The sequence below is a fragment of the Bacillus sp. NTK071 genome, assembly GCF_017303315.1.
Taxonomy (GTDB): Bacteria; Bacillota; Bacilli; order Bacillales; family Guptibacillaceae; genus Guptibacillus.
Window position 1 is genome coordinate 572045 of sequence record NZ_JAFKOI010000001.1, and the last position, 24714, is coordinate 596758.

The 24714-nt window shown below is 39.2% G+C and carries 21 protein-coding genes; 18 read left to right on the forward strand and 3 right to left on the reverse strand.

Annotated elements, in window-relative coordinates:
- Positions 1-331: 331 nt before the first annotated feature.
- The 4 genes from JI666_RS02950 to JI666_RS02965 all read left to right on the forward strand — a co-directional run bounded on the left by JI666_RS02950 (position 332) and on the right by JI666_RS02965 (position 5204).
- Complete coding sequence (locus JI666_RS02950; protein WP_206888755.1) at positions 332-2785, forward strand: S8 family peptidase; 2454 nt, start codon at positions 332-334, stop codon at positions 2783-2785.
- 389 nt (positions 2786-3174) lie between these two features.
- Positions 3175-3540 carry a DUF948 domain-containing protein gene (locus tag JI666_RS02955; protein WP_206888756.1) on the forward strand — a complete coding sequence of 122 codons (366 nt, stop codon included), beginning with the start codon at positions 3175-3177 and terminating at the stop codon, positions 3538-3540.
- Positions 3541-3932: 392 nt separating this feature from the next.
- Positions 3933-4709, forward strand: coding sequence for a class I SAM-dependent methyltransferase (locus JI666_RS02960; RefSeq protein ID WP_206888757.1), 777 nt, complete (start codon positions 3933-3935; stop codon positions 4707-4709).
- Between the two features lie 6 nt (positions 4710-4715).
- Positions 4716-5204, forward strand: coding sequence for a mismatch-specific DNA-glycosylase (locus tag JI666_RS02965; protein WP_206888758.1), 489 nt, complete (start codon positions 4716-4718; stop codon positions 5202-5204).
- 38 nt (positions 5205-5242) lie between these two features.
- On the opposite strand, the gene JI666_RS02970 is transcribed toward JI666_RS02965, so the two are convergent.
- Both JI666_RS02970 and JI666_RS02975 read right to left on the reverse strand, forming a co-directional pair.
- Positions 5243-7126 carry a vWA domain-containing protein gene (locus tag JI666_RS02970; RefSeq protein ID WP_206888760.1) on the reverse strand — a complete coding sequence of 628 codons (1884 nt, stop codon included), beginning with the start codon at positions 7124-7126 and terminating at the stop codon, positions 5243-5245.
- On the reverse strand, positions 7127-8032 hold the full coding sequence (locus JI666_RS02975) for an ATP-binding protein (RefSeq protein ID WP_206888762.1): 906 nt from the start codon (positions 8030-8032) through the stop codon (positions 7127-7129).
- Between the two features lie 172 nt (positions 8033-8204).
- Here JI666_RS02975 and JI666_RS02980 point away from each other — a divergent pair, with 172 nt between their 5' ends.
- The 3 genes from JI666_RS02980 to JI666_RS02990 all read left to right on the forward strand — a co-directional run bounded on the left by JI666_RS02980 (position 8205) and on the right by JI666_RS02990 (position 10927).
- Positions 8205-8546 (forward strand): YojF family protein, encoded by a 342-nt coding sequence (locus tag JI666_RS02980; RefSeq protein ID WP_206888763.1) that lies wholly within the window; start codon positions 8205-8207, stop codon positions 8544-8546.
- Between the two features lie 13 nt (positions 8547-8559).
- On the forward strand, positions 8560-9225 hold the full coding sequence (bshB2, locus tag JI666_RS02985) for a bacillithiol biosynthesis deacetylase BshB2 (RefSeq protein WP_206889291.1): 666 nt from the start codon (positions 8560-8562) through the stop codon (positions 9223-9225).
- An 82-nt stretch (positions 9226-9307) separates the two neighbouring features.
- Entirely contained in the window at positions 9308-10927 is a 1620-nt protein-coding gene (locus JI666_RS02990) for an ABC-F family ATP-binding cassette domain-containing protein (RefSeq protein WP_206888764.1), read from the forward strand.
- Between the two features lie 34 nt (positions 10928-10961).
- Here JI666_RS02990 and JI666_RS02995 read toward each other — a convergent pair whose 3' ends face one another.
- Positions 10962-12317 (reverse strand): MATE family efflux transporter, encoded by a 1356-nt coding sequence (locus JI666_RS02995; RefSeq protein WP_206888765.1) that lies wholly within the window; start codon positions 12315-12317, stop codon positions 10962-10964.
- Between the two features lie 128 nt (positions 12318-12445).
- On the opposite strand from JI666_RS02995, the gene JI666_RS03000 reads away from it, so the two are divergent.
- From JI666_RS03000 to JI666_RS03050, 11 genes are all read left to right on the forward strand, one after another.
- A complete protein-coding gene (locus JI666_RS03000; protein WP_349769293.1) occupies positions 12446-12850 on the forward strand; it encodes a thiol-disulfide oxidoreductase DCC family protein in 405 nt (134 codons plus the stop codon).
- Positions 12851-13221: 371 nt separating this feature from the next.
- Positions 13222-14061, forward strand: coding sequence for an alpha/beta fold hydrolase (locus JI666_RS03005; protein WP_206888767.1), 840 nt, complete (start codon positions 13222-13224; stop codon positions 14059-14061).
- Positions 14061-15296: a SpoIIE family protein phosphatase gene (locus tag JI666_RS03010; RefSeq protein WP_206888769.1), complete on the forward strand. Its 1236-nt coding sequence runs from the start codon at positions 14061-14063 to the stop codon at positions 15294-15296. The genes JI666_RS03005 and JI666_RS03010 overlap by 1 nt, the downstream gene beginning before the upstream one ends.
- 416 nt (positions 15297-15712) lie before the next feature.
- A complete protein-coding gene (locus JI666_RS03015) occupies positions 15713-16603 on the forward strand; it encodes a nitrilase-related carbon-nitrogen hydrolase (protein WP_206888771.1) in 891 nt (296 codons plus the stop codon).
- Between the two features lie 58 nt (positions 16604-16661).
- A complete protein-coding gene (locus tag JI666_RS03020) occupies positions 16662-18023 on the forward strand; it encodes an NAD(P)-dependent oxidoreductase (RefSeq protein ID WP_206888772.1) in 1362 nt (453 codons plus the stop codon).
- A gap of 22 nt (positions 18024-18045) precedes the next feature.
- Positions 18046-19326 carry an NAD-dependent dihydropyrimidine dehydrogenase subunit PreA gene (preA, locus tag JI666_RS03025; RefSeq protein WP_206888774.1) on the forward strand — a complete coding sequence of 427 codons (1281 nt, stop codon included), beginning with the start codon at positions 18046-18048 and terminating at the stop codon, positions 19324-19326.
- 15 nt (positions 19327-19341) lie between these two features.
- Positions 19342-20766, forward strand: coding sequence for a dihydropyrimidinase (hydA, locus tag JI666_RS03030; RefSeq protein WP_206888777.1), 1425 nt, complete (start codon positions 19342-19344; stop codon positions 20764-20766).
- 16 nt (positions 20767-20782) lie between these two features.
- Positions 20783-22264 carry an NCS1 family transporter gene (locus JI666_RS03035; RefSeq protein ID WP_206888778.1) on the forward strand — a complete coding sequence of 494 codons (1482 nt, stop codon included), beginning with the start codon at positions 20783-20785 and terminating at the stop codon, positions 22262-22264.
- Positions 22265-22268: 4 nt separating this feature from the next.
- Complete coding sequence (locus JI666_RS03040; RefSeq protein WP_206888779.1) at positions 22269-22499, forward strand: hypothetical protein; 231 nt, start codon at positions 22269-22271, stop codon at positions 22497-22499.
- A gap of 15 nt (positions 22500-22514) precedes the next feature.
- Positions 22515-22757, forward strand: a complete 243-nt coding sequence (locus JI666_RS03045) for a hypothetical protein (protein ID WP_206888781.1) — start codon at positions 22515-22517, stop codon at positions 22755-22757.
- 262 nt (positions 22758-23019) lie between these two features.
- Entirely contained in the window at positions 23020-24609 is a 1590-nt protein-coding gene (locus JI666_RS03050; protein WP_206888783.1) for a PucR family transcriptional regulator, read from the forward strand.
- Positions 24610-24714: the final 105 nt, after the last annotated feature.

The following is a 24714-nucleotide window of genomic DNA, read 5'->3' on the forward strand; positions in this document are numbered from 1 at the left end:
ATGCTCGACTCCTGCGGGACTAGCGGGACAGGCGAGACCCCACAGGCACGCCCGAGCGTGCCGAGGAGGCTCAGCGCCCGCCCCGCGGAAAGCGAGCATCCTGGAGCGGAAATTAACCCTCTCATATAGCAATAATGTGTACGAAAAGAGCCTTTCTAAAAGATTGTTGCTTTTATTGAGGTAACGAAAGTAGTACCCTATACTACTTTTGAATGATGACGATATAGTTCTTTCCCTTTTACCATTTAAAACCTTTAGTGAATAGAAAAAGGTTTGTTTTCATTACATAATGAAAAATAAGAAAAATAAGAAAATTAAAGGAGGAAAATGGATGAAGCAAATTTATGTACTTGTACTTTCGTTATTACTAACGGTAGGATTTGGTTATACTCCACAGTCATATGCAGAAAATGCTGCTGTGATTGGTCCCGAATTAACAGAAATGATGGCTAAAGAACACGGCCCTTTTGAGGTAATTGTAACCTTTAATGGTGATGGAGCTCCTACCAATGCTCAATCAAGCTTATTAAAGGATATTGGAGTGAAAGCCGGATTAACGTTACAGAACCTCCCAATGGCTGGAGTCATTGCAACAAAAGATCAAATTAATACGCTCGCTAAAAATGATCTAGTTCGTTCGATTTACTTAAATAAAAAGTTAAAATATTTCAATGCAGATGCAACAGCTCTAACAGGTGTCGATAAGGTCCGTACAGATGACGAAATGCGAAAAGAAAATGGTGGCATGCCTGTTAGTGGAAACGGAATAGGAGTAGTTGTGAATGACAGCGGAGTAGATGGTACGCACAAAGACCACGAGCTTGGAAGAAATTTAGTTCAGAATGTGATAGGTTCTACAAACCTTAATAGTTTATCGCCAGGATTACTACCTGTTACATATCAGGAAGGTGTTGCTAATACTGATACGAACTCAGGACATGGTACGCACGTTGCGGGTACAGTTGGAGGAACTGGAGCAATGTCAGGTGGTAAATATGAAGGTGCAGCTCCAGGTGCAGACCTAATCGGCTATGGATCAGGTGCAGCGCTATTCGTTCTTGATGGAATTGGTGGATTTGATTATGCTTTAACGCACCAATCTCAATATGATATCCGCGTAATTACAAACTCATGGGGATCATCAGGTGACTTCGACCCTAACCATCCAATTAATATTGCTAGTAAAAAAGTATACGACCGAGGCATTGTCGTATTATTTGCAGCAGGTAACGAAGGTCCTAGCGAAAATACACATAATCCCTATGCAAAAGCACCATGGGTCATTTCAGTAGCTGCAGGTGAGAAAGATGGTACATTAGCAGACTTCTCTTCTCGTGGCACAAAAGGATTAGGTGGCACATTTGAGATGGACGGTGAGACTTGGACATGGGAGGATCGTCCTACTGTAACAGCTCCAGGTGTTGATGTTGTTTCAACGCGTGTTATTGCTCCAGTTAGTTCTCTCGGTGCAACAAGTGATGTTGAAGACATTGATCCTGCTCACATACCGTTTTATACAACAATGAGCGGAACTTCAATGGCGACTCCACATGCAGCGGGTGTTGTCGCATTAATGCTAGAAGCTAATTATGCTTTATCACCGGCTGAAGTGAAAGTAATCGTTCAAGCAACTGCTACAAATATGCCAGGATATGAAGCATGGGAAGTCGGAGCAGGATACTTAAATGCTTACGCTTCAGTTGATAGTGCATTTGGAGATACAGGATATGGTGAAACAGTTAATACGAATCAAAAGTTTACTAGTTCTGTAGAAGCAGATACATTAAGAAAAGACTTTACTGTTGATTATAATCCAGTAACGCTCACATCGGATAATCAGTATGCATTTGAAGTTGAGTCAGGTTTAACAACTCTAGTTGCCAAAGTAAATGCAGGGGGGTTATTAGGAGAGACGGGTAACCCGGTCAACCTTGTCCTAATAGCTCCAGATGGTACTGAGTACAGTTCAGGTATCAGTTTATTGTTCACATTATCGACAGATAGAACTGTTTCTGTGAACGCTCCACTGAAAGGCACATGGAAGGCAGAGATTAGAGGTCTCAGAGGCGATGAAGCAAATCTAACTTCTGGATTATCGTTTCCTGAAAAAGTAAAAGGAAGTCTTGCTTTTACAAAGATTAGTGGATTCTCTGGACTAAATGATATTGAGGGACATGCAGCCGCTTCTGCAATTAAAACTGGTGTGAAAGAAAGACTTTTTGATGCTAACAATAAAGGTAACTTTATGCCAGATCAAAAGCTACAAAGAGGAGATTTAGCCAAGTATTTGGTAATGGGAGCAGAAATACGACAAGCTACGAATCAATCATACAGCGATGTTTCTTCCAAACAAGCTCCATACGTCGCAGCAGTAACTGAAGAAGGAGCATCATTCCGTGATACAACTTATAAGCAGCAGGGAGTTATTCTTGTTGAAGGAGCAAAATTCAATCCCAAATCTTCTGTTACAAGAGCAGAATTAGCTTACTCTCTTGTGCAAAGTCTCGGACTTCAAGAAGAAGCACAGTCAATTACGGGTAATCTAACTGTTCAGTATCGAGATGAAAGAATAAATATTGAAGACGCAGATTCAGTACCTGAGCACCTTAAAGGTTACGTTCAACTGGCGCTTGATCTCAATATTATCAACGCTAACTTCAATATCTCTCAAGGTAATTATGATCTGGAGCCTACTGTAATTGCAACGTTCAGTCCTAACACAGACGTAACTCGTGGAGATTTTGCTGTTGCTATGACAAGATATTTTGAAGCTTTTCTAAAATAGTTCCTTTCATTAGGAATAAGAAAGATTGAAATACTAAAAGTAACAAATGTAAAAAAGTCCCTTTAGGTAACGGGTTCAGTTATCGGGTATAAAACTTAATATCACACATAAAATGGAGTGCTAAATCATATTGATTTTGATGCTCCTTTTTTGTTGGATATACACAGATTATATAGATTTAACTATTCGATTGGTATAGGAAATCGCACGCTAAATGAGAAGCTATTTAGGTTACCAATAATAGTTAGAGATCGTTATAAATATGATAGATATGTAGAAAATGTTCCTTCTGTTATAGGGGCTTCTTGTATTAAGGTCTCTAGATCTAGTAACTAAGGAATGTCCTAACCCCTAACCTCATAGACTTAGAGAGTAGGAGGGAGGTGGTCTTGATAATTGAGTGGAGTGTTACCCTTGTAGCCATCGCGTTTATTGTTCTCGTCGTCTATTTAGTTTTGACATTACGAAAAGTTATGACAACATTGGCAGAAACAAAAGAGACGCTGTCTGGCGTCCGGAATTCTGTAAACGGCATTTCAGATGAAGCAGAAGAACTGATTCATAAAGCCAACGAAATTTCGGTTGATGTAAAAGGGAAAATGGAAGCCGTTGACCCTTTAATCGAGTCAGCTCATGATGTGGGGGATATGATACACGATGTAACAAGCTCAATAAAAAGAACTGCTTTGCATAAGAACAATAAGAAAACCATTCATACACAGGAAAGTCAAGGTGTGCAAATTAAATTGAAATAAGGAGAAAGAGGCTGGGTAAACCGGTCTCTTTTTAAATCGCTCTTCTCTAAAAGATTGTTGCTTTTAAAAATTTTTCTATAGAGAACCTCATTTCATAGTTCATTGGAAGGGAAGGTGCTTGACTCTTGTGGGACTAGTGGGATAGGTGAGACCCCACTGTGCATTTTAAGTATAAAAGAAGACTCTGTGGGCTTTTTATTATTGAAAATGTTTTATTTTAAAGCGGATTGCTTTTAACTATAAATATTTTTGACTACTATTAATTTGTATATTAAAACAGCAGCCGTTAACCCTTTGGGCATTTTTTGTTTGTGAAAAATATCTACTTAAGGTGTTAAAGAGGACATCTCATCGCATGGTATAATAGAGATACAAAAAGGAGTTATGAATAAATGATTTATACAACAGCAGGAAGACCAACAGATGCTTTGATTCTTGAAGCCACAAGACTATCAATAGAATACAATGGAACATACATACCTAGAAAAAAGCGGACTCTTCAACATTTTATCGACACATATAATGCCCCTGTAGTGGTAACCGGATTTGACCGACTCTTTCTCTATACGAATAACGCTGAAGAACCCGTTTTCTTTCACCCGAATTCCGCGATGTTTCGATGTAAATCTATTCTAAATAATCGTCCCGATGCTTTTATCAATGCAAGTGGCCTTAAAGAAGGGATGAGTTTACTAGATTGTACTGCTGGACTAGGTTCAGACAGTATCGTTGCAAGTCTTGTTACTGGTGAAACTGGAAGTGTGCAGGCACTTGAAGGCTCTAAGCATGCGATTCTTCTTCAAGAAGGGCTTCAGACGTGGCAGAGCGGAAATGAACAGATTAATGCTGCTATGAGAAGGGTATCGGTAAAGCATAATCGTTACGAAGATGTCTTGCCCTATTTAGCTGATCAGTCTGTTGATGTAGTGTATTTTGATCCCATGTTTGAGAACTCCATACTTGAATCAGACGGTGTGCATGCTATCAAACAGGTAGCTCTTTACGATCCATTAACAGACGAAATGCTAAGAGAAGCGAGACGTGTTGCTAGGAAAAGGGTAATACTGAAAGATTTTTGGAAAAGCACTCGATTTGAACGTCTAGGTTTTCAACAATTAAAAAGAAAAACAGCTAAATTTCACTACGGTATACTTGAAAGTAAGGAGTGAAAATAAATGTTACCAGACCATCTTGCTCATGAGCTTACAATAGTGTTTATCGGTTTTAATCCTGGCCTTCAATCGGAGGAGGAAGGTCATCATTATGCTAATCCGACAAATCGTTTTTACACTGTTTTAAAAGAAGCGGGCCTTACTCACCGTAAACTTTTGCCAGAAGAAGATCACAGGCTGCTTGAATATGGATATGGGTTAACGAATATCGTTGATCGTCCTACAAGAGGGGCTGCCGACTTAACTGCTGAAGACTATGCAAAAGGGAGAGAGAGCCTCCACAAAAAAATTAAAATGTATCGTCCGAGAATCAATTGTTTTGTTGGAAAAGGTGTTTACCAAAGATTCTCAGGAATCAAAAAGGTTGATTGGGGATTTCAACCGACTAATCAAGTTGAAGGAGTGCGTGACTTTGTAGCACCATCAACAAGTGGCCTTGTCAGGATGAGCGTTGACGAGCTCACGCATATTTATAGCAAGTTAATAATGTGAAAGAAACCGCGTAATGTAATGGACGCGGTTTCTTAATGTTACACAAATCGTAGCAATAATCGTTTCAGAAGAGGGGTTAAATAAGCAGGAATCTCGTTTGCAGATGGGATTACAATACTTTGTGTGCCATAAATATTTCGCATTGTATTCTTTTCTTTTTCCTGGGGTTCCCCGTTCGATAAGAAAACACCGATTACTTCATAGCCTCTTTTCCTCGTTTGTATGACGGCTTCATGTGTGTCGACGATGCCATTTTCACTGTAATCGAATGCAGACGGTTCACCATCAGTAAACACTAATAGTATTTTATGCTTCTCATTCCGTTCAGCGAGTTCCTCAGCGGCTTTACGAATCGCATAGCCATCTCGATTGTCTTCTTCAGGCTCAAGTTGCATGATTTTAGCACCCTCGTTCGGTTGTGTTGAACGATTGTAATCGATGATTTGAAACAAAGTGTTCGGTTGCTCCTGATCATCTGCATCGAATGCATCTTCATAGAAGCCTGTAATCGAGTGCTTAATATCGAGTCCTTTTAACGTTTCATGAAAAAGCGTAATTCCTAAACGCGTTTCCTCCATTTTGTCGTACATTGATGCCGAACAGTCTACGAGAAGTGAAAAGGTCACGTCAAGCTTAGTGCTTGGAGCATTTTTTTTATAAAACAGACGAGGATTTTCATCTGTTAACAGTCTTAGTAGCTTTCGATTCAATCTTCCGAAATGGAGATCACTTCTAGGTGCAATTTGTTTTTGCTCAATTGTCTTTTGAATTGCAGTACGAAGAGACTTCTCAGCATATTGAATCTCTGCTTTCGCAGTACGATACGACTCTTGATCTTGACCAGAAGGCTTTTCTGCGTTTCGAATGACTTCTTTCACATTGCGATTCGCTTCACCAAGAGGATCTTGAGCGGATGCAACAGCTTTTGTATCACGGCTGTCTAGAAGAGCTTCTTCATCGAATTGACTGCCTTCTGATTGCTTAGAAGCCCCTTGCACACTAACGAAAGCCTGATCACCAGACTCTTCTTTTCGTTCCCCTTCACCAATAAGGTCAGATTTTGCACCTTCCTCTAAATCAAATTGAAGGAAGTTAGACCCTTCTTGTTCCTGTTCTTCGTGCCAGGTGTTCATTTCTTCATCATACGTTTCTTTATCTTCTTTATCAGTCGTTTCCATCGTATCATCACTTTTTAACTCTCGAGCCTGCTCGTCTTCAACGAATGTTGAAGGATTGGAAGCTGTCCCGTACATTGTTAAATATTCAGTCGTCATGTCTGCATGATCTGCACTTAGTTCATCACAAAACGCATTCGTTAGAACAGAGACGTCTTTAGTCGACTTTGCCTTACGGATTTCGGCAATCAAATGACGCAAGTAAGGTTTGTAGGTAGCAAGGCTTTCCCCAACAGAAACAGGTTTTCCTATCGCTTGAAGATAAATGGCACAGAAAAGCGAATCGATGATCTGATTCTGTCGATTGTGTACTTCTAACCGACCTCGGAACCGTTTTTGAAAAAGAGAGCGTCTTGTTTCAAAAGCATCGCTCATACCAGGTCTCTTTAAAATGCAAAGGGATTCAATTCGCATGTCTTCTAAAAGGGAAAAAAGTTGCTTCCTAAATGATGGATAATTTTTGGTGCGTAGAGATGAAAGATAGTGATCGACGGCAGTAAAGTCAGTGTAGGAGACATTGCCAAGCGCACGTAAATATATATCACTTTTCATTCCATCGAACTGTCTACCGTCAAATATATCATTCCAGTAGTGGCTAACTGTAATTAAATTCTCAGCCGGTCTGTAATAGGAGTGAAAGGCAAATTGAACTTCGCTTTCGCTGTTACTTAATGTTTCAGCGAGATCAGATAAGCTCAAATGGAGAAAAGGATCCGTCTGATTCTCCGCAAAGTTAAGAAATTTCATTTATCCTTTCTCCTGAATGCGACCAAAAATTGTTTCTGCAATGTTTTCTACAGCTGCTTTTTCGCGTTCTTCTTCAAGTTTATCTGTAATCGCACGCTTTATTGCACGCCTTGCTTCCATAAACGTTGTAAGGTCACACGCATCAAGCAGAGACCGAGGTGATGCAGCTTCTTCTGAAATCTGACCGTCTCTTACCTTGGATTGGAGGTCCGTTGATAACGTTACGAATTGATCAAGTTTATCTGAATCGTTAAGTAAAGACTGTTCGTCCAGCATCTCTTTTAATGCAGAGCCCTGTAAGTACGGAACTTCAATAACAATAAAGCGATTTTTTAGTGCCTCGTTTAATGGAGCAGTACCAATATAACCTTCATTGATGGCTGCAATGACGCCGAAGTTTTCTTTAGCACGGACCGTTTCTCCTGTAAAAGGATTTAGAACCATGCGTCGATAGTCAAGTACACCATTTAATATAGGTAGTGTTTCAGCCTTCGCTGTATTAATTTCATCTATATATAGTAGCTCACCATTTTTCATAGCATTTTCAACTGGTCCTGGGATGAAAGTAATATGGGCATTGTTTTGGTCATCATATGTGAGAGTTTTATAGCCAAGAAGTGCTTCAGCGTCTAGATCCACCGAGCAGTTAATCGAATACATAGGTTGATTAAAGAAATAACTAATAAGCTCAGCAAGCTTTGTTTTACCTGCTCCAGTTGGACCTTTCAATAGAACATTTTTACCTAGAATTAATGCTGTAACGGCATCTTTAACAATTGACATATTAGGTGCTGTATAGCCCTCTGACCCAATTAAATAATGGTCAGGATTGTCATTGGCATCACGGCGATCTTGAATTCTGTTCTGTATTTCTAATGGAATATCAAATGTTTCATATAGTTGCATAAGTAAAACCTCCGAGTATCAATTATTCGCTTCTGTTCAACAGTTAACTATAACGGAAAAAAACAATGCTTGTCTAATAAGGAGGTACAGTAATATCAATCATTTTACCCGACTCGATAGATAGGCTATACTAGTTTTAGCTAGCTGGCCTAAGAAAGAAGGGGGCAATAGGATGAAGCCTATTCAAATAGAAGATGTTCAAGACATTCTTGAAACGTTTGAAAACAAAGATTTGTATTTCCATCTTGAAACAACAAGTGGAGCATATGCAGCTCAAAATAAAGAGAAGCTTGCAGTAGGAGCATACATAAGAAATGGCTCACTTCAATTTACGAATGTGAAAATAGCCGGTACTGGGCCATTCCGTGTTGGATTTAAACTTAAGGAAGGCTGGATGTATGCAGAAGGGTTAACGGATTATCAATTAGATGATGGTCGACTGCTTATGGCTGGTCATGATGATAGTGGACGTCTGGCGGTTGCGCTTCAATTAAGCTATACGCCATTTGATTAAGGAGGAATACATGATGGAGAAACAAGTCCTAGTAGTCTTCCCACATCCGGATGATGAAGCATTTGGAACGGCCGGGTTGATGACGAAATTTGTAAATGAAGGCGTGCCTGTTACGTACGCATGTGCAACACTTGGAGAAATGGGTCGCAATATGGGCAATCCATTTTTCGCAACCCGAGAAACGCTACCCGAAGTGAGGAAGAAAGAATTGAAAGATGCCTGTCAGGCAATGGGAGTTAATGATCTTCGTATGCTTGGCTTTCGCGATAAAACACTTGAATTTGAAGATCCAGAACTTCTTGTATCGACGATTAGTAAATTGGTGGATGAATTAAAGCCTTCACTTGTTATTTCATTCTATCCAGGGTATGGTATTCATCCGGACCACGATGCTTGTGGAGCAGCGGTTGTGGAAACCTTAAAAAGGTTGCCAGCTGCTAATCGACCTACATTGTACACTCTTCCAATCACACCTGACCGTGAAGCGGTATTGGGTAAACCTGATAAAGTATTCGATGTGATGGATGTACTAGATACCAAAATTAAAACAATTGAGGCCCACCGCTCACAAACAGAAGCCATGGTTGCTCGTCTTGACGATGGCTCTCTAGATCCGAATTCTGACATTATGACGTTCATCAAGCAAGAATCATTCTGGATCTATCCTTTTGATGAATAAGTTCTGATGCGTTCATATCTATTCGGCTCTATCCATGTTATAATCTTGACTATATTACGATAGATGGAGGAATACGACCTAAATGATTACTGTTACAGATGTCGGCTTACGATATGGTGATCGTAAGCTTTTTGAAGATGTTAATATTAAATTTACCCCGGGAAATTGTTATGGACTAATTGGCGCAAACGGTGCTGGTAAGTCAACATTTCTCAAGATTTTATCTGGTGAAGTTGAGCCACAAACAGGTGATGTTCACATGGGACCTGGTGAACGCCTAGCGGTTCTAAAGCAGAACCACTTTGAATATGAAGATTTCGAAGTGCTTAACACTGTTATTATGGGTCATACACGACTTTATGAAGTGATGCAGGAAAAGAATGCTATTTATATGAAAGAAGACTTTTCTGATGAAGATGGCATGAAAGCTGCTGAACTCGAAGGAGAATTTGCTGACTTAAACGGTTGGGAAGCAGAGTCCGATGCTGCAGTATTGCTTAAAGGACTCGGTATTTCAGAAGATCTTCACTATAAAAAGCTTTCAGATTTAACTGGCTCTGAGAAAGTAAAGGTACTTCTTGCTCAGGCATTGTTCGGTTCTCCGGATATCCTTTTACTTGATGAGCCTACAAACAACCTTGATTTAAATGCAATTCAATGGCTTGAAGAGTTTCTTATTAACTTTGAAAACACTGTTATTGTCGTATCCCATGACCGTCACTTCTTAAATAAAGTGTGTACGCACATGGCAGACCTCGACTATGGCAAAATTCAGGTATATGTAGGAAACTATGACTTCTGGTATGAATCAAGCCAGCTTGCTCGTACAATGAAAGAAGATGCGAACAAGAAAAAGGAAGAAAAGGTTAAAGAACTTCAAGCGTTTATTCAGCGATTTAGTGCGAACGCATCGAAGTCAAAACAAGCAACATCACGTAAAAAACTTCTTGATAAAATTACGCTTGATGACATTAAGCCATCTTCAAGAAAATATCCGTATGTTGCCTTCACTCCAAATCGCGAAATCGGAAACGATGTACTTCACGTTGAAGGTTTAACGAAAACAATCGACGGTGTGAAAGTGCTTGATAATATTAGCTTTATGCTGAATAAAGATGACAAAGTAGCACTTGTAGGTAAAAACGAGATTGCGAATACGACACTAATCAAAATTCTAATGGGTGAAATGGAAGCTGATAGCGGAACGTATAAATGGGGCATTACAACGTCTCAAGCATACTTCCCTAAAGATAACTCAGAGTATTTTGAGGGCGTAGATACCAATCTTGTGAATTGGCTTCGTCAATATTCACCTGAAGATCAAAGTGAAAGCTTCCTTCGTGGTTTCCTTGGAAGAATGCTATTCTCTGGTGAAGAAGTATTGAAGAAAGCGAGTGTTCTTTCCGGTGGGGAGAAGGTTCGCTGTATGCTATCTAAAATGATGCTGAGCGGTGCGAACGTGCTTGTTCTTGATGATCCAACAAACCACCTGGATCTTGAATCAATCACAGCATTGAACAATGGACTAACGAATTTCAAAGGTGCCATGATATTTACTTCTCATGACCATCAGTTCATTCAAACAATCGCTAACAGGGTGATTGAAATCACACCTAAAGGCATCATTGATAAAGAAGCAACGTACGATGAATACCTTGAAAATACTGAGCTTCAGGCGAAAGCACAGGCAATGTATAAGTAATACAAAAAAGCGGGTCCCAATTGGGATCCGCTTTTTATTTGTTTACTAGCACCTTTGTTCTTTGCACATGACGCAATCTAATAAAGAGGGTAACCGCAGCAACAAACAAGCCGGTACTAAGGCCTACCCAGTATCCATAAGGCCCAAATTCTGTATACTTAGCAAGCAAAAAACCTGAAGGAAGTCCAATAATCCAATAAGAAATCAAACTCATGACAAGCGTTACATTAACGTCTTTGTAACCTCGAAGTGCTCCTTGAATTGGAGCAGCGATCGCATCGGATAGTTGGAAGAAAATTGCATAAATAAGAAAGACTTTAATTAAATCAAACACGATTTCATTACTCGTGTACCAGCTAGCAACAGCATCATTAAAAATGAATAAGCAAAGTGCTGAGAGTAAGGCCATGCCCACTGCAACTGCAATTCCCAGATAGCTGTATTGCTTTGCATCCTTAAATCTTCCGCCACCAACTTCAAAACCAACCGCAATCGTTAAAGCCATAGAAATACTGAGAGGAATCATGTATAGAAGAGATGCGAAATTAATAGCAGCTTGGTGAGCTGCTATTGTTTCGGTTGTATACGTACTCATTAGAAGCGTAACAGCAGCAAATATACTAACTTCAAAGAAGATCGAGAAGCCAATAGGAACCCCAATTTTAAGCTGTTCTTTCCAATCCGAAAGTGAAATGCCATGTAACTTTTTGAAGATCGCGTACGCTCGGAAAGGACTGACTTTTAGAACGACAATTAATGATATAAATAAGATAAACCAGTAAGTGATTGCAGAAGCATACCCAGCTCCAACACCTCCTAGTTCAGGAAATCCGAATTTACCGAATATCAAAACATAATTGAAGAAGACATTAATTGGAAGTGAAGTTAGTGTAATTAGCATTGTTGTTCTTGTTTCTCCGAGTGCATCGATAAAGCTTCTGAGTACAGAGTAGATAAAGAGTGGAATGATTCCGTATGAGAGACCAATTAAATACTCTTTCGCAATCCTTCTGACGCTATCATTTAAATCCATAAGTTGTAGAACAGGATTAAGTATAATACTACCTGCAACCAAAATTAATATTGATAGTACAACTGAAAGGTAGATGCCCTGTAGGACTGAGAAGGAGACTCGATTTTGTTGTTTTGCCCCAATGTATTGAGAAACAATCGGTGTAATGGCGAGTAGGATACCACTTAATCCTGTAAAGATTGGGACCCATAGACTTGAACCAATTGCGACACCAGCAAGATCGTTTGCACCAGCTCTACCACTCATAATGGTATCAACGAAATTCATGGAATAAAGCCCAACTTGTGTGATAAGAATAGGGTATAAAATGATAAATAGTAGTTTTATCTTTTCTCGTAATGATTGAGTAGAGTACATGAACAAACATCCTTGCTACATAGTTTACTGAACACGAAAATTATAGCATATTCATATCAAAAAATAGTGCGTATGTGGTATACTGAAATTGTGAAATGTTGAGCATGAGTTACAACGAGGTGATTAGTGTGAAAAAGGATCAACCCAAAAATGTGATTTTGTTTGATGGGGTATGCAATCTTTGTAATGGCCTAGTGAAGTTTATGTTTAAATATGATAAAAAGGCTATATTTTCATTTGCTTCATTGCAGTCAGAAGTAGCTGGAAAGTTGCTACGAGAAGCTGGAGTGGTAGAAGTTCCAGATAGTGTTATTGTCATTTGTGATGGGAAAGCGTTAGTAAAGTCTGACGCAGCTCTTCATATTGTGAAGTATCTTGGAGGACTCTTTAACCTGTTGCTTATTTTTCGTATTCTCCCACGCGGATTAAGGGACAACTTGTATGATGTTATTGCAAAAAGGCGCTACAAGTGGTTTGGAAAGCAGGAGGCATGTATGATCCCGACGCCTGAACAGCGGAGCAGATTTTTATAGGTGAACATGGCTTGCCGTTCTCGGTGAGCCTTTTTTGTGGAGAATGGCCAATAACGGAGTTAAGGACAATTTTAGTCAATATCGTTTCATTACTGCTATATTAGAAGGGAGAAGTCTTAGAATAGTTTACAATTTTAGTTTTCGAAACAATAACAAAGATTAATATTCTATATTTTTTGAATAGTAAGATATTTTTCGTACAATACAACACACGTACATGTTAAAATAAGATAACTCATACTTCCTCTTTGATTTCGGTGTATTTATATTCCGTACATTAAACACTCCAAATTTAATTATAGTAGTTCATTTTAGTTATCTAGTACTTTTAATAATGAAAGATTAAATCTTAGTGAGAGGAGCTTATAGCAATGGATAATAGCATCCTGTTACGAAATAATGTCAACCTGAAAGGCGATGGCCAGACGCCACTAATCTTTGCTCCAGGTCTTGGTTGTGACCAGAACGTTTGGAATTCAGTAGCAAAGACGTTCGAAAAAGACTATCAAGTCATTTTATTCGATTATGTTGGGTCAGGTCATTCCGACATAGGTTCATATGACGAAGTACGGTACAGTTCGCTAAAAGGGTATGCTAAAGATGTCATTGACGTATGTACTAGTCTTGATCTTAAAAAAGCAGTCTTTGTTGGTCACTCTGTTGGGAGCACAATAGGTATGCTAGCATCAATGGAACATCCTGAATTCTTTACTGACCTGATCTTGGTCGGACCTTCTCCATGCTATATGAACGTGCCTCCTAACTACTTTGGAGGGTTTGAGAAAGAAGAAATTCTTGGATTAATAGATTTAATGGAGAAGAATTATATTGGTTGGGCACATATATTTGCCTCCACAGCAATGGGAAATGAAGAACGGCCAGAACTTGCTCAGGACCTTGAAGATCGCTTTTGCTCAACAGATCCAATCATCGCTCTTCAATTTGCCAAAGCTACTTTTTTTGCTGATACAAGGGCTGATCTACACAAAGTAACTGTTCCATCTCTCATTTTACAGTGTGCAGAAGACATTATTGCTCCAGTTGCTGTAGGGGAATATCTTCATCAACATCTTCCCTCTAGTACGTTTAAGCAAATGAAGGCAACAGGGCATTGCCCACATATGAGTTTCCCTGAAGAGACAGCGCAGTTAATTCGAGAGTATTTGAACGAATCGATGGAAAGGACAATTCAATTCGGTGATCTAAGGTAATGGAAGACATATTAAACTATGCACCTTGCGGCTTTCTAACTTTATCACAAAAAGGAAGTATTCTAGCTATTAATCAAACACTGCTTACTGTACTTGGATACGAGTTGGACCAATTAATTGGAAAGAATATCAATCATATACTTTCTGTTCCAGCTCGTATTTTCTATCAGCTTTACTTTATTCCATTAATCTCAGCAGAAAAACCTGTAGAGGAGATGTATATCTCTTTAGCATCAGAAAAAGGCGAAGAAATTCCTGTCCTGATTAATGCAGTCCAAAGGAAAAACAGTCATTTAATTGATTGCGTTTTTGTTAAAATGAACAAACGGAACGAATATGAGAATGAATTACTTATTGCCAAGAAAAACGCAGAGAGTGCTTTGTCTGCTAAAAGAAAAGCAAATAAGGATCTTGAGATCGCTCTTCATAAACTAGAAATGAAACAAAAAGAATTAATAGAATTGAACAAAGAGAATGATAAATACAAATCAGAAACCCAGATGGAATTGCATCTGGCAAAGAATATTCAAGAAACTTCGTTAACAGAACCAATTGTTTCTGAGCGGTTGCAAATTGAAGCATACTATAAAGCATCCAGTGAATTATCAGGGGATATGTATGGTTTTTATACTATTAACCCAAATCAATACGGAATTATTATACTAGATGTCATGGGACACGGAATTTCTTCAGCATTAATCACAATGTCGCTACAATCCCTGTTTCAACGATTAATATCAAAAGGGATGAGAGCAGATGTTATTTTTAAAGAATTAGATAACCATCTGAATAGGTTATTTCGAAAGAATGAGGAAACGTGGCATTATTGTACAGCTATTTATCTTTTCATTGATACTGAAAGAAAAACAATAGAATACATAAATGCCGGACATCCCCCTGGATTATGGCAAAATAGCAAAGGGGAGCAGTATGAACTCACTTCTACAAGCCCTCCAATAGGTTCATTTACTGACCTTACATTTAAACGAAATACGTTATCATACACAAAAGGTGGCAGGTTACTTTTGTATACGGATGGTGTCGTTGATCCATATGATGCTCATCTTCTTTCTTCTTTGTTGAAAGACAATCCTGAAGTACCAATTACTAAATTTAAAAACAAACTTCTTCAGCTAATTAAAGAAGAAGAAAATGGCTTCCATAAAAATGATGATCAGTGTTTTATACTAATTGATTTAAAGGGTGGAGTAGATACAGCAACGGTAACGATGTAGGTATGCGCGAAGTTTATATGAGCATCTTGATGAAAGGCAATGATATTAGTTTGAAAGAATAATTAAGGATTGCAGATATTCTCTTTACGCTTTTCCTTCACAAAAAAGCAAGCACTCTTCGTCGAGTGCTTGCTTTTCAATTTGTACTTTTCTAGTTCTATTAATAGAGGTATGTATAAAAAATTCACATTTAGCTAATCTCAGCGGGAGGGATTAGACTCCCACCTTGTGGAAAGCTAGCATCCTGGAGCATAAATCAACTATTCCATCTATAGAAATTTCACAACAACGACATTATGATTAATTTTCTTTAAAACTTTTTTACATTTTGTATAGTGCACGACTTCTAGCAATCTTCTACACTTTTATTAGAAAGAAAATTCAGTAAATTAAGAGCGTTAGAGGAGGGTTTACATATGGCGGATTCAGTGACAATCGGTTTGATTCAAGCAAGAAATGATGTGGAAGGAAATGAGTCAGTTGAAGTTCATAAAGAGAAAGCGATTGAGAAACATATAAAGCTTGTTCAGGAAGCAAGTGATAAAGGGGCACAGATTGTTTGTCTTCAAGAAATTTTCTATGGTCCTTATTTCTGTGCTGAGCAAAATAAGAAGTGGTATGACGCTGCAGAAGAAATACCCGAAGGACCTACTACGGTTAGGTTTCAATCGCTTGCCCGCGAACTAGGTATAGTCATTATCCTACCAATTTATGAGCGAGAAGGTATTTCAACTTATTACAACACAGCAGCCGTAATTGATGCTGATGGTTCTTATCTTGGTAAATACAGAAAACAGCATATTCCACACGTAGCAGTAGGGGAAAACGGTCATGGATTTTGGGAGAAGTATTATTTTAAACCTGGGAACCTAGGATATCCTGTTTTTGATACAGCTTTTGCAAAAATTGGTGTGTATATCTGTTACGATCGGCATTTCCCAGAAGGAGCAAGGCTTCTAGGTTTGAATGGAGCTGAAATTGTGTTTAATCCTTCTGCGACAGTAGCTGGATTGTCAGAGTATTTGTGGAAGCTAGAGCAACCTGCACATGCTGTTGCAAATGGTTACTATCTTGGTGCAATAAATCGTGTTGGTACAGAAGGGCCATGGAATATGGGGGAATTTTACGGACAATCCTATCTCGTCGATCCTAGAGGGAATTTTGTTGCAACTGGTTCACGTGATCAGGATGAGGTAATTATTGGGGAAGTGAACAAAAAATTAATACGAGAAGTAAGAGATACGTGGCAGTTCTATCGTGATCGACGTCCTGAAACTTACGGAGAAATGACGTCATTGTTACCTTGAAGATCAAAAAGCAGGTGAAACACACCTGCTTTTTATATTAATTATAGGGGGGACGTTTATGAGTTCGCTAGAATCATCGGTTCAGAAAGAGCTACAGAAAAACTTCACGGAAGTCATTCCATCTCTAACAAATCAAGAGGCATTCCAAGAATCCCAACGCTGTCTGTATTGTTATGATGCACCATGTATTACTGCGTGTCCAACCGGTATTGATATCCCTACTTTTATTAAGAAGATCGCATCTGGAAATATGAAAGGTTCAGCTAAAACCATCATGACTGCAAACCCTATAGGGGCTAGTTGTTCCAGGGTTTGTCCTACTGAAGAGCTATGTGAAGGTGCATGTGTGTTAAACCATTCAACTAAGCCAATTTTAATTGGTAATCTTCAGCGTTATGCAACAGATTGGGCAATAAAAAACGATCAGGTTTTATTTAAACAAGGTCAGCCCAATGGAAAGAAGATAGCAATCGTTGGTGGAGGACCAGCAGGTTTATCTGCAGCTCGTGAACTGGCTCTTCTTGGATACGACGTTACGATTTATGAAGCAGAATCACAGGCGGGTGGTCTTGATACATATGGAATTGTGTCATTCCGTTTGCCGAAGTCCGTCTCCCTTTGGGAGGTGGAGCAGGTTCTGAACCTGGGTGTGAAGATCAAAACAAGCGTTAAAGTTGGTGAAGACATCCAATTTGATGAAATATATTCTAGGTACGATCGCGTAATCCTGGCTATCGGAATGGCAAGCGTGCCGGATTTGAATATTCCAGGAGAACAATCAAGTGGCGTATATGATGCAATTGAACTTGTGAAGATGACGAAAGCAGCTCCATTCCCAACTGAATTAAAAGACAAGAAAGTTGTGGTCATTGGTGCTGGGAATACAGCTATTGATGGTGCCACATGTTCTGTTCGTCTTGGAGCTGATAACGTGAAAATCCTCTACCGACGGAGCGAACAGGAAATGACCGCTTATGATTTTGAATATGAGTTTGCGAAGCAAGATGGTGTGGAGTTCAGGTGGTTAACACAGCCAGTTGAAATAATGACAAATGAAGATGGAAAGGTAAAAGGAATTAAGTGTATCAGATTGAGGTTATTAAAAGCAGATCATGGTGAAAGACGAAGAACAGAACCAGTCCCTGATTCAGAATTCATCATTGAATGTGATGCAGTAGTTAAAGCGATTGGACAAAAAAGACACCTACCTTTTATTGAGGAACTGGGGCTTGCTCATAAAGATGGTGTCATTCTGATTAATAATGAAACGATGGAAACATCAAATCCAAAGGTATATGCTTGTGGCGACGTTATTTTTGGTAAAGGACAGGGTGAAGCAATGGTTGTGTCTGCTGCTCAACAAGGGAAAACAGCGGCGTATCATATGCATGAAAGTTTAAAAGAAACGTATACAGCATAACGGGATAGAAAGGGGAATGACGATGGCAGACCTGAGAACTAATCTTGCGGGCATTACATCACCAAATCCATTCTGGCTCGCATCAGCACCTCCTACAAATTCAGGGTATCAAGTGCAACGTGCATTTGAAGCAGGTTGGGGTGGAGCTGTTTGGAAAACGCTTGGTGATCCCATTTTAAACGTTTCATCAAGATACGCGGCCGTACACTTTAACGGTCAACGAGTCGCAGGCTTTAATAACATTGAACTGATAACAGATCGCCCGCTAGAGGTGAATTTAAAAGAAATTTACGAAACCAAAAAACGATTTCCCAATCATGCCGTTGTAGCATCTTTGATGGTAGAACCCAACCAGAGCGCATGGCATGAAATCGTTAAGAAGACGGAAGCAGCTGGCGTTGATGGGCTGGAACTGAACTTTGGTTGTCCGCACGGTATGGCAGAAAGAGGAATGGGATCAGCTTCAGGGCAGGTACCTGAACTCGTAGAGAAACAAACGCATTGGGCGAAGGAAGCTGCTGAGACACCAGTGATTGTGAAGCTTACCCCAAACATAACGGATATTACCGCTACTGCTGAAGCGGCAGTACGGGGCGGAGCTGATGCTGTCAGTATGATAAACACGATCAATAGCCTGGCAGGCGTTGATATTGATACGTGGTTACCAATTCCACATGTTGGTGGTAAAGGTGCACATGGAGGCTACTGTGGACCTGCGGTTAAACCAATTGCCCTTAACATGGTAAGTGAATGTGCTAGAAATAACCGAATCAACGTTCCTATTTCAGGAATGGGTGGGGTATCTAACTGGCAGAACGCAATAGAGTTTATGCTCATGGGTGCAAGTAATGTCCAAATTTGTACGGCTGCCATGCACCATGGGTTTCGGATTGTGGAAGACCTTATTGATGGTCTTTCAACATATCTTGATGACCGCGGTATTCTATCAGTACAGGATATTATTGGGAAATCGGTCCCTACATTTTCGGACTGGGGTAACCTTGATTTGAATTATAAAGTTGTTGCGAGAATTAACAATGATGTTTGTATTAATTGCAATAAATGCCATATCGCATGTGAAGATACATCACACCAATGTATTGATATGTTAAATGATCCCTCTGGCAATCCAATCCTTCAAGTTCGGGAAGAAGATTGTGTAGGGTGCAATTTATGTTCTATTGTATGCCCAGTCGATGGTGCTATCGATATGATTGAACTTAAGCGTGAACATCCAGCAATGACATGGAATGAAAGGCAGACTCTTATCGGTTCACTGAAAGATAAGAAAGTATCCAAATAAGTAGGAGGATTTGAAATGAAGAAAATCATTCGAAATGGAACGATCGTTACGGCAAGTGAAACGTATCAAGCGGATATCCTCGTAGCTAATGGAAAGATTCTATCAATAGGTAAGCAGCTGGTAGAAAAAGATGCTGAAGAGATTGATGCAACAGGACGTTATGTATTCCCCGGAGGCATTGATCCTCATACACATCTTGAAATGCCTTTTGGAGGAACTGTTTCAAAAGATGACTTTGAGACGGGAACAATTGCTGCAGCTTTCGGTGGAACGACATCAGTGATTGACTTTTGTTTAACAGAGAAAGGCAAACCTCTTTCTCAATCAATTAAAACCTGGCATGATAAATCGAAAGATAAATCGGTCATAGATTATAGTTTTCACTTAATGATTAGTGAAATTAACGATCGTGTTCTAGAGCAGCTTCCAGAAGTGATTGAGAAAGAAGGGATTACGTCTTTTAAAGTGTTCATGGCCTACAAAAATGTTTTCCAATCAGACGATGAAACCCTATATCGAACGCTTCTAGCGGCTAAGGAACTTGGGGCGCTCGTAATGGTGCATGCAGAGAATGGAGATGTCATTGAATACTTAACGAAAGAAGCACTTTCGAAAGGTCAGACCGAGCCCATCTATCATGCATTAACACGACCACCTGAAGTGGAAGGAGAAGCTACAGGTCGAGCAGCGCAGCTAACAGGTCTTGCATCATCACAACTTTACGTCGTACATGTTAGCTGTAAGGAAGCTGCAGATAAGATAGCTGAAGCAAGGAGCAAAGGTTACGATATTCATGGAGAGACGTGTCCACAATACCTTGTACTTGACCAAACCTATCTTGAAAAGCCGAATTTTGAAGGAGCTAAGTATGTTTGGAGTCCACCTCTACGAGAAAAATGGAATCAAGATGCTCTCTGGAATGCTTTACGGACCGGGCAACTTGAAACAATAGGGTCTGATCAATGTTCATTTGATTTTGTAGGTCAAAAAGACCTAGGAAGGGACGATTTTACGAAGATCCCTAATGGAGGCCCTATGATTGAGGATCGGTTTAGCATTCTATTTTCAGAAGGTGTTCTTAAAGGGAGAATCTCCCTGAATCAATTTGTAGACATTACGTCTACGAAGGCTGCGAAACTATTTGGATTGTTTCCTAAAAAAGGGACGATATCGGTAGGTGCTGATGCAGATTTAGTTATATTTAATCCTGATAGTAAACGTACAATTTCTGCAGAAACCCATCATATGGCAGTAGACTACAATGCTTTTGAAGGGATGGAAGTAACTGGAGAGGCTGAGTTTGTTTTCGTTAGAGGTGAATTTGTTATAAAGAATAAGCAATTCGTAGGAACACCAGGTTCAGGAAAGTATATGAAACGAGCGAAATACGGGAAAATGATGAACATCACTGATAAGGCAGATCCAGTAAGAAGTGAATGAAAAAGGAGATAGCTCAATGAAAAAAGAGGAAAGCTATTTAAAATCTCCAGATCTTCTACCTATTGCTCATCATGATAAGAAAATTGGCGCAACAGGGTTCGCAATGATGTGGGTTGGTATGGCGGTTGTGCTTGCTGCCTTTGCCATTGGTGGGGCAGGTGTTCAATCACTTTCTCTTACATGGGTTGTTGTGGCTACAATTATAGGATCACTAGCAATTGGATTATTTATCACTATTATTGGGGATATAGGCATTGAACATGGACTATCTTTTCCAGTCTATATGAGAGCGCCATTTGGAACAATCGGTACCCATATCCCATCTGTCGTAAGAGGTCTTGCAGCATCATTCTGGTTCGGTATTAATACGTATTTTGGCGCAACAGCGATGAATGCTATCCTAAACGTTCTGTTTGGTTTTAATAACTGGTTTGTATGTTTTCTTATCTTCGCGACCGTTCAGCTCGTGAATACATCCCTAGGAATTAAAGCAGTAGAACGATTCGCAGACCTCGCTGCACCGGTTATTATTATCATCTCTGTATGGATGTATGCCTCTCTCTCAGATCAGGCGCTCACGCAAGGAAGAGAAGTATGGGGATGGATTGAAAGTCCTGTAACTGGTGGAGCAGCAGTAACTGCGTTTCTTGTTGTAATCTTCAGTAACATGGGATTTTGGGCAACCATTTCAGCAGATATACCCTCAATCTCACGTTTTATTAAGGCGCCGAAGTTTGAAAGAAATTGGGTAAAGCGAAATAAAGGAACCTTGATTGGAAGTATGGTTGCCTTACCTTTAACGCAAACATTTATGGTTATAATCGGTGGCGTATCTTATATTGCGGTTTCAAACTATGATCCAGTTGTAGCTTTACAAGAAGCAGCAACAGGCTTAGTACTTGGGATTCTACTCCTTATGATCGTGCTTGCTCAATGGTCGACGAATGTATCGGCTAACCTTGTTCCCGCTGCTACGATTTTCTCGAACGTAGGAGGTCCGAAAGTACCTTTCTGGGCTGGAGTATTTATTGCTGGAATTTTAGGTTCAGTTGTTCAACCATGGAGTCTGTTTAGTATTCTCATTCCTATTCTACTTGTAGTAGGAGGCATTCTTTCAGCTATTGTAGGTATTCTTTTCTGCGATTATTATGTGCTTAGAAAACGCAGGGTGAACGTACCCGAACTGTACGAACAGTCTGGTCAATACCGATATGCAAACGGAATCAATGCAGCAGGGTTTATCGCATGGATCATTGGTGGAACGGCAGCATATTATCTTTCTACTTATTCATTTCTTGTAGGGTTTGTTGTAGGGGGCGCTACTTATTACGTTCTAGCGAAATATTGGTGGTTCAAAAAGTATGTACAGGCTGAAATTACAGATCCAAGTGATGATAAATATTTGGGAATTACGGTTGGGCGAGATTGGGTCATTACAAGTGGAAGTGAATCTGAAGCAGTAAAAGAAGTCGGTAGTGCACTTGAGGATGGGAGGTAAATACATGAGAGAACATCAACATTATATAATTGAACGTGAAAAAATTGATTATTTTATTGATAGAGGTTACCGTATACATGGTATTACAGAGAATTTAAGCGGTGCTTTTATTGAATTTAAATTAAAAGATAATAAGAATGAAGAAGAATCAATTGAAACCCTTCATATTCAAACACCAGATGGGAGAAAATACTTCTCAGCACTACTTTTAAAACAGATCCAAACAGTTTCTTAGAGAGGGAGGGTGTTCATGGAATATAATCTGTATTCAAAAGATAGTGCGTATCCATGTGAGGTTACCATCGATGAAGAAAATGGCCGCTATATGATTCGAAAAGCGGATACAAGTGGAGAGATATTTAATTCTGCAGCAGAATTAACAACATGGGTTCGTTCGAATTGGAAAGAAACAGACTTCCGTAGCAAAAAACAGTATTATTACTTAATGGAGCTATTAGACGAGTATGAATGGGAGATGGAAACCGGGCAGTAGCCCGGTTTTTAAATACGTTATTTATAAATTTCAATTACCGTATTGGATATAAAAAAATCAACTAAAAAAGGCTAATTATGTCACATATAGAAGAATAAGTAGAAAAGAAAAGCTTGATGTAGTAAAGTAAATCTCAAAAGATGTAAGCGTCATCATCGTAATTATTGAAAGATTATCTCCCCAATTTCACCTCGTAAACCATCGTCCATGATTAAATTATTGTACTTAATATTACAAAAGAGGGTGTGGTAGGATGCTACGAATGACCAGTTTAACGGTTCATGAGGTGTTAGAAAGAGAACATTTTAGTCATGCTACTGTGATAGCTGGGCAAGGCGGGTTATCTAGGAAAATCAAGTGGGTTCATGTAATGGAAGTAACAAGTGTTAAGCAATTACTACATGGGCAGGAATTAATTTTATCCACGGGCTTTGTTTGGAAAGATAATGTGAAAGTATTTCTATCAATTGTCAAACAACTTATTCAAAGCAAAGCGGCTGGTCTTTGCATTGAAATTGGTACATATATGGACAGTATTCCCTCTGAAATTATTGACCTTGCAAATCAACAGCAATTTCCCATCATCGTTTTTACGAAAGAAGTCCGTTTCGTCGATATCACCCAGGATCTTCATTCCCTCTTAATTGCCCATCATTATCAAATGATTTCTGACCTTGAAAAGTTTTCTCAAGAACTTAATAATCTTCTATTAGCACCTGGCTGTCTTTATAAAATCCTATCCTATCTCGCTAAAAGGACTGGGATGCAGGTTATCTACAAACCGAAGGAAAGTGAACCTATTTTTGCACCTGAAGCAACGGAAGAGAAGAAAGAAACATTTCTTCATTTCCTAACATTTCAACCAGATGGGAAAGGACTTGTTGTTCAACACGTCCGAGCAATGGATTATCATTTCGCAAATTTAATTCTTGTACCAGATCAACATACATCTGTTTCGGACTATGACATGCTTCTCCTCGATAGAAGTGCAACAGCAATTGCTCAATTTTTATTAAGAGAATTGTATATTGAGGAGAAAAAAAGAGCACTTGAAACAGAGTGGCTTTATGACTGGCTTGAAGGAAAGCATTCTGAAGAAAGAATCCTTTCATACCTTGTTGACTTTGACGAATCTCTCATACCAAGGGGTCTTCAAGTATGTACATGCAAGTTTACAAGGCAGATTGACGCATATACTTCATCTCAGGTCACATACTTTATGCTGTTAATGCGCTCTGTTTTTGAACAGGAAGGTTTCTTCCTATTATCATTAACAACAAGGAATAAACTCATCATCATCGTTCTCAACAGACGGGATGAGTTAACTGTAATGGAGCGTTTAAGAGAGGCGTTTAATCGATTTTTGACTAGCGATATCCTCCAAAAAGAAACTGTACCAGACGTTGACCAAATAAGTGTAGGTAAACATGTTCGCCTTTTAAAAGAAATGCACAAAAGCTATGAATCTTCGACAGAAACACTTGCAATGAACGACAAGCTATTGACTCAGTCCTCTAAAGTCATTTACCATGCTGATTTTCATATATATCGAATGATCTATCAATTAGCTAAAGGTAAAGAATTAAATGAATTCATGCATGATTATTTAGAACCTGTTTTAAAGTATGACGAGAAGAATAATAGTAATCTTTTAAACACTCTCAAGGTGTATATGTGCTGTAATGGATCCAAAAAGGAAACAGCTGAACAATTATTCGTTGTAAGACAAACACTTTACCATCGTTTAGAAAAACTTGAAGAACTGCTGGGTATTGATTTTATGAGCTCGCCCAAACGTCAAGCTATAGAATTCGCAATACATGCCTATGAGTATTTGAAACGAAACGTCTAAATTGTGCACCATGTACAGTGTCTTAACAATCCATGTTACGTTTTGTCTAATGAAGGATTGCCATTCCATCACCTACAATAGTGATATGAACGAATTAAAGGAGGG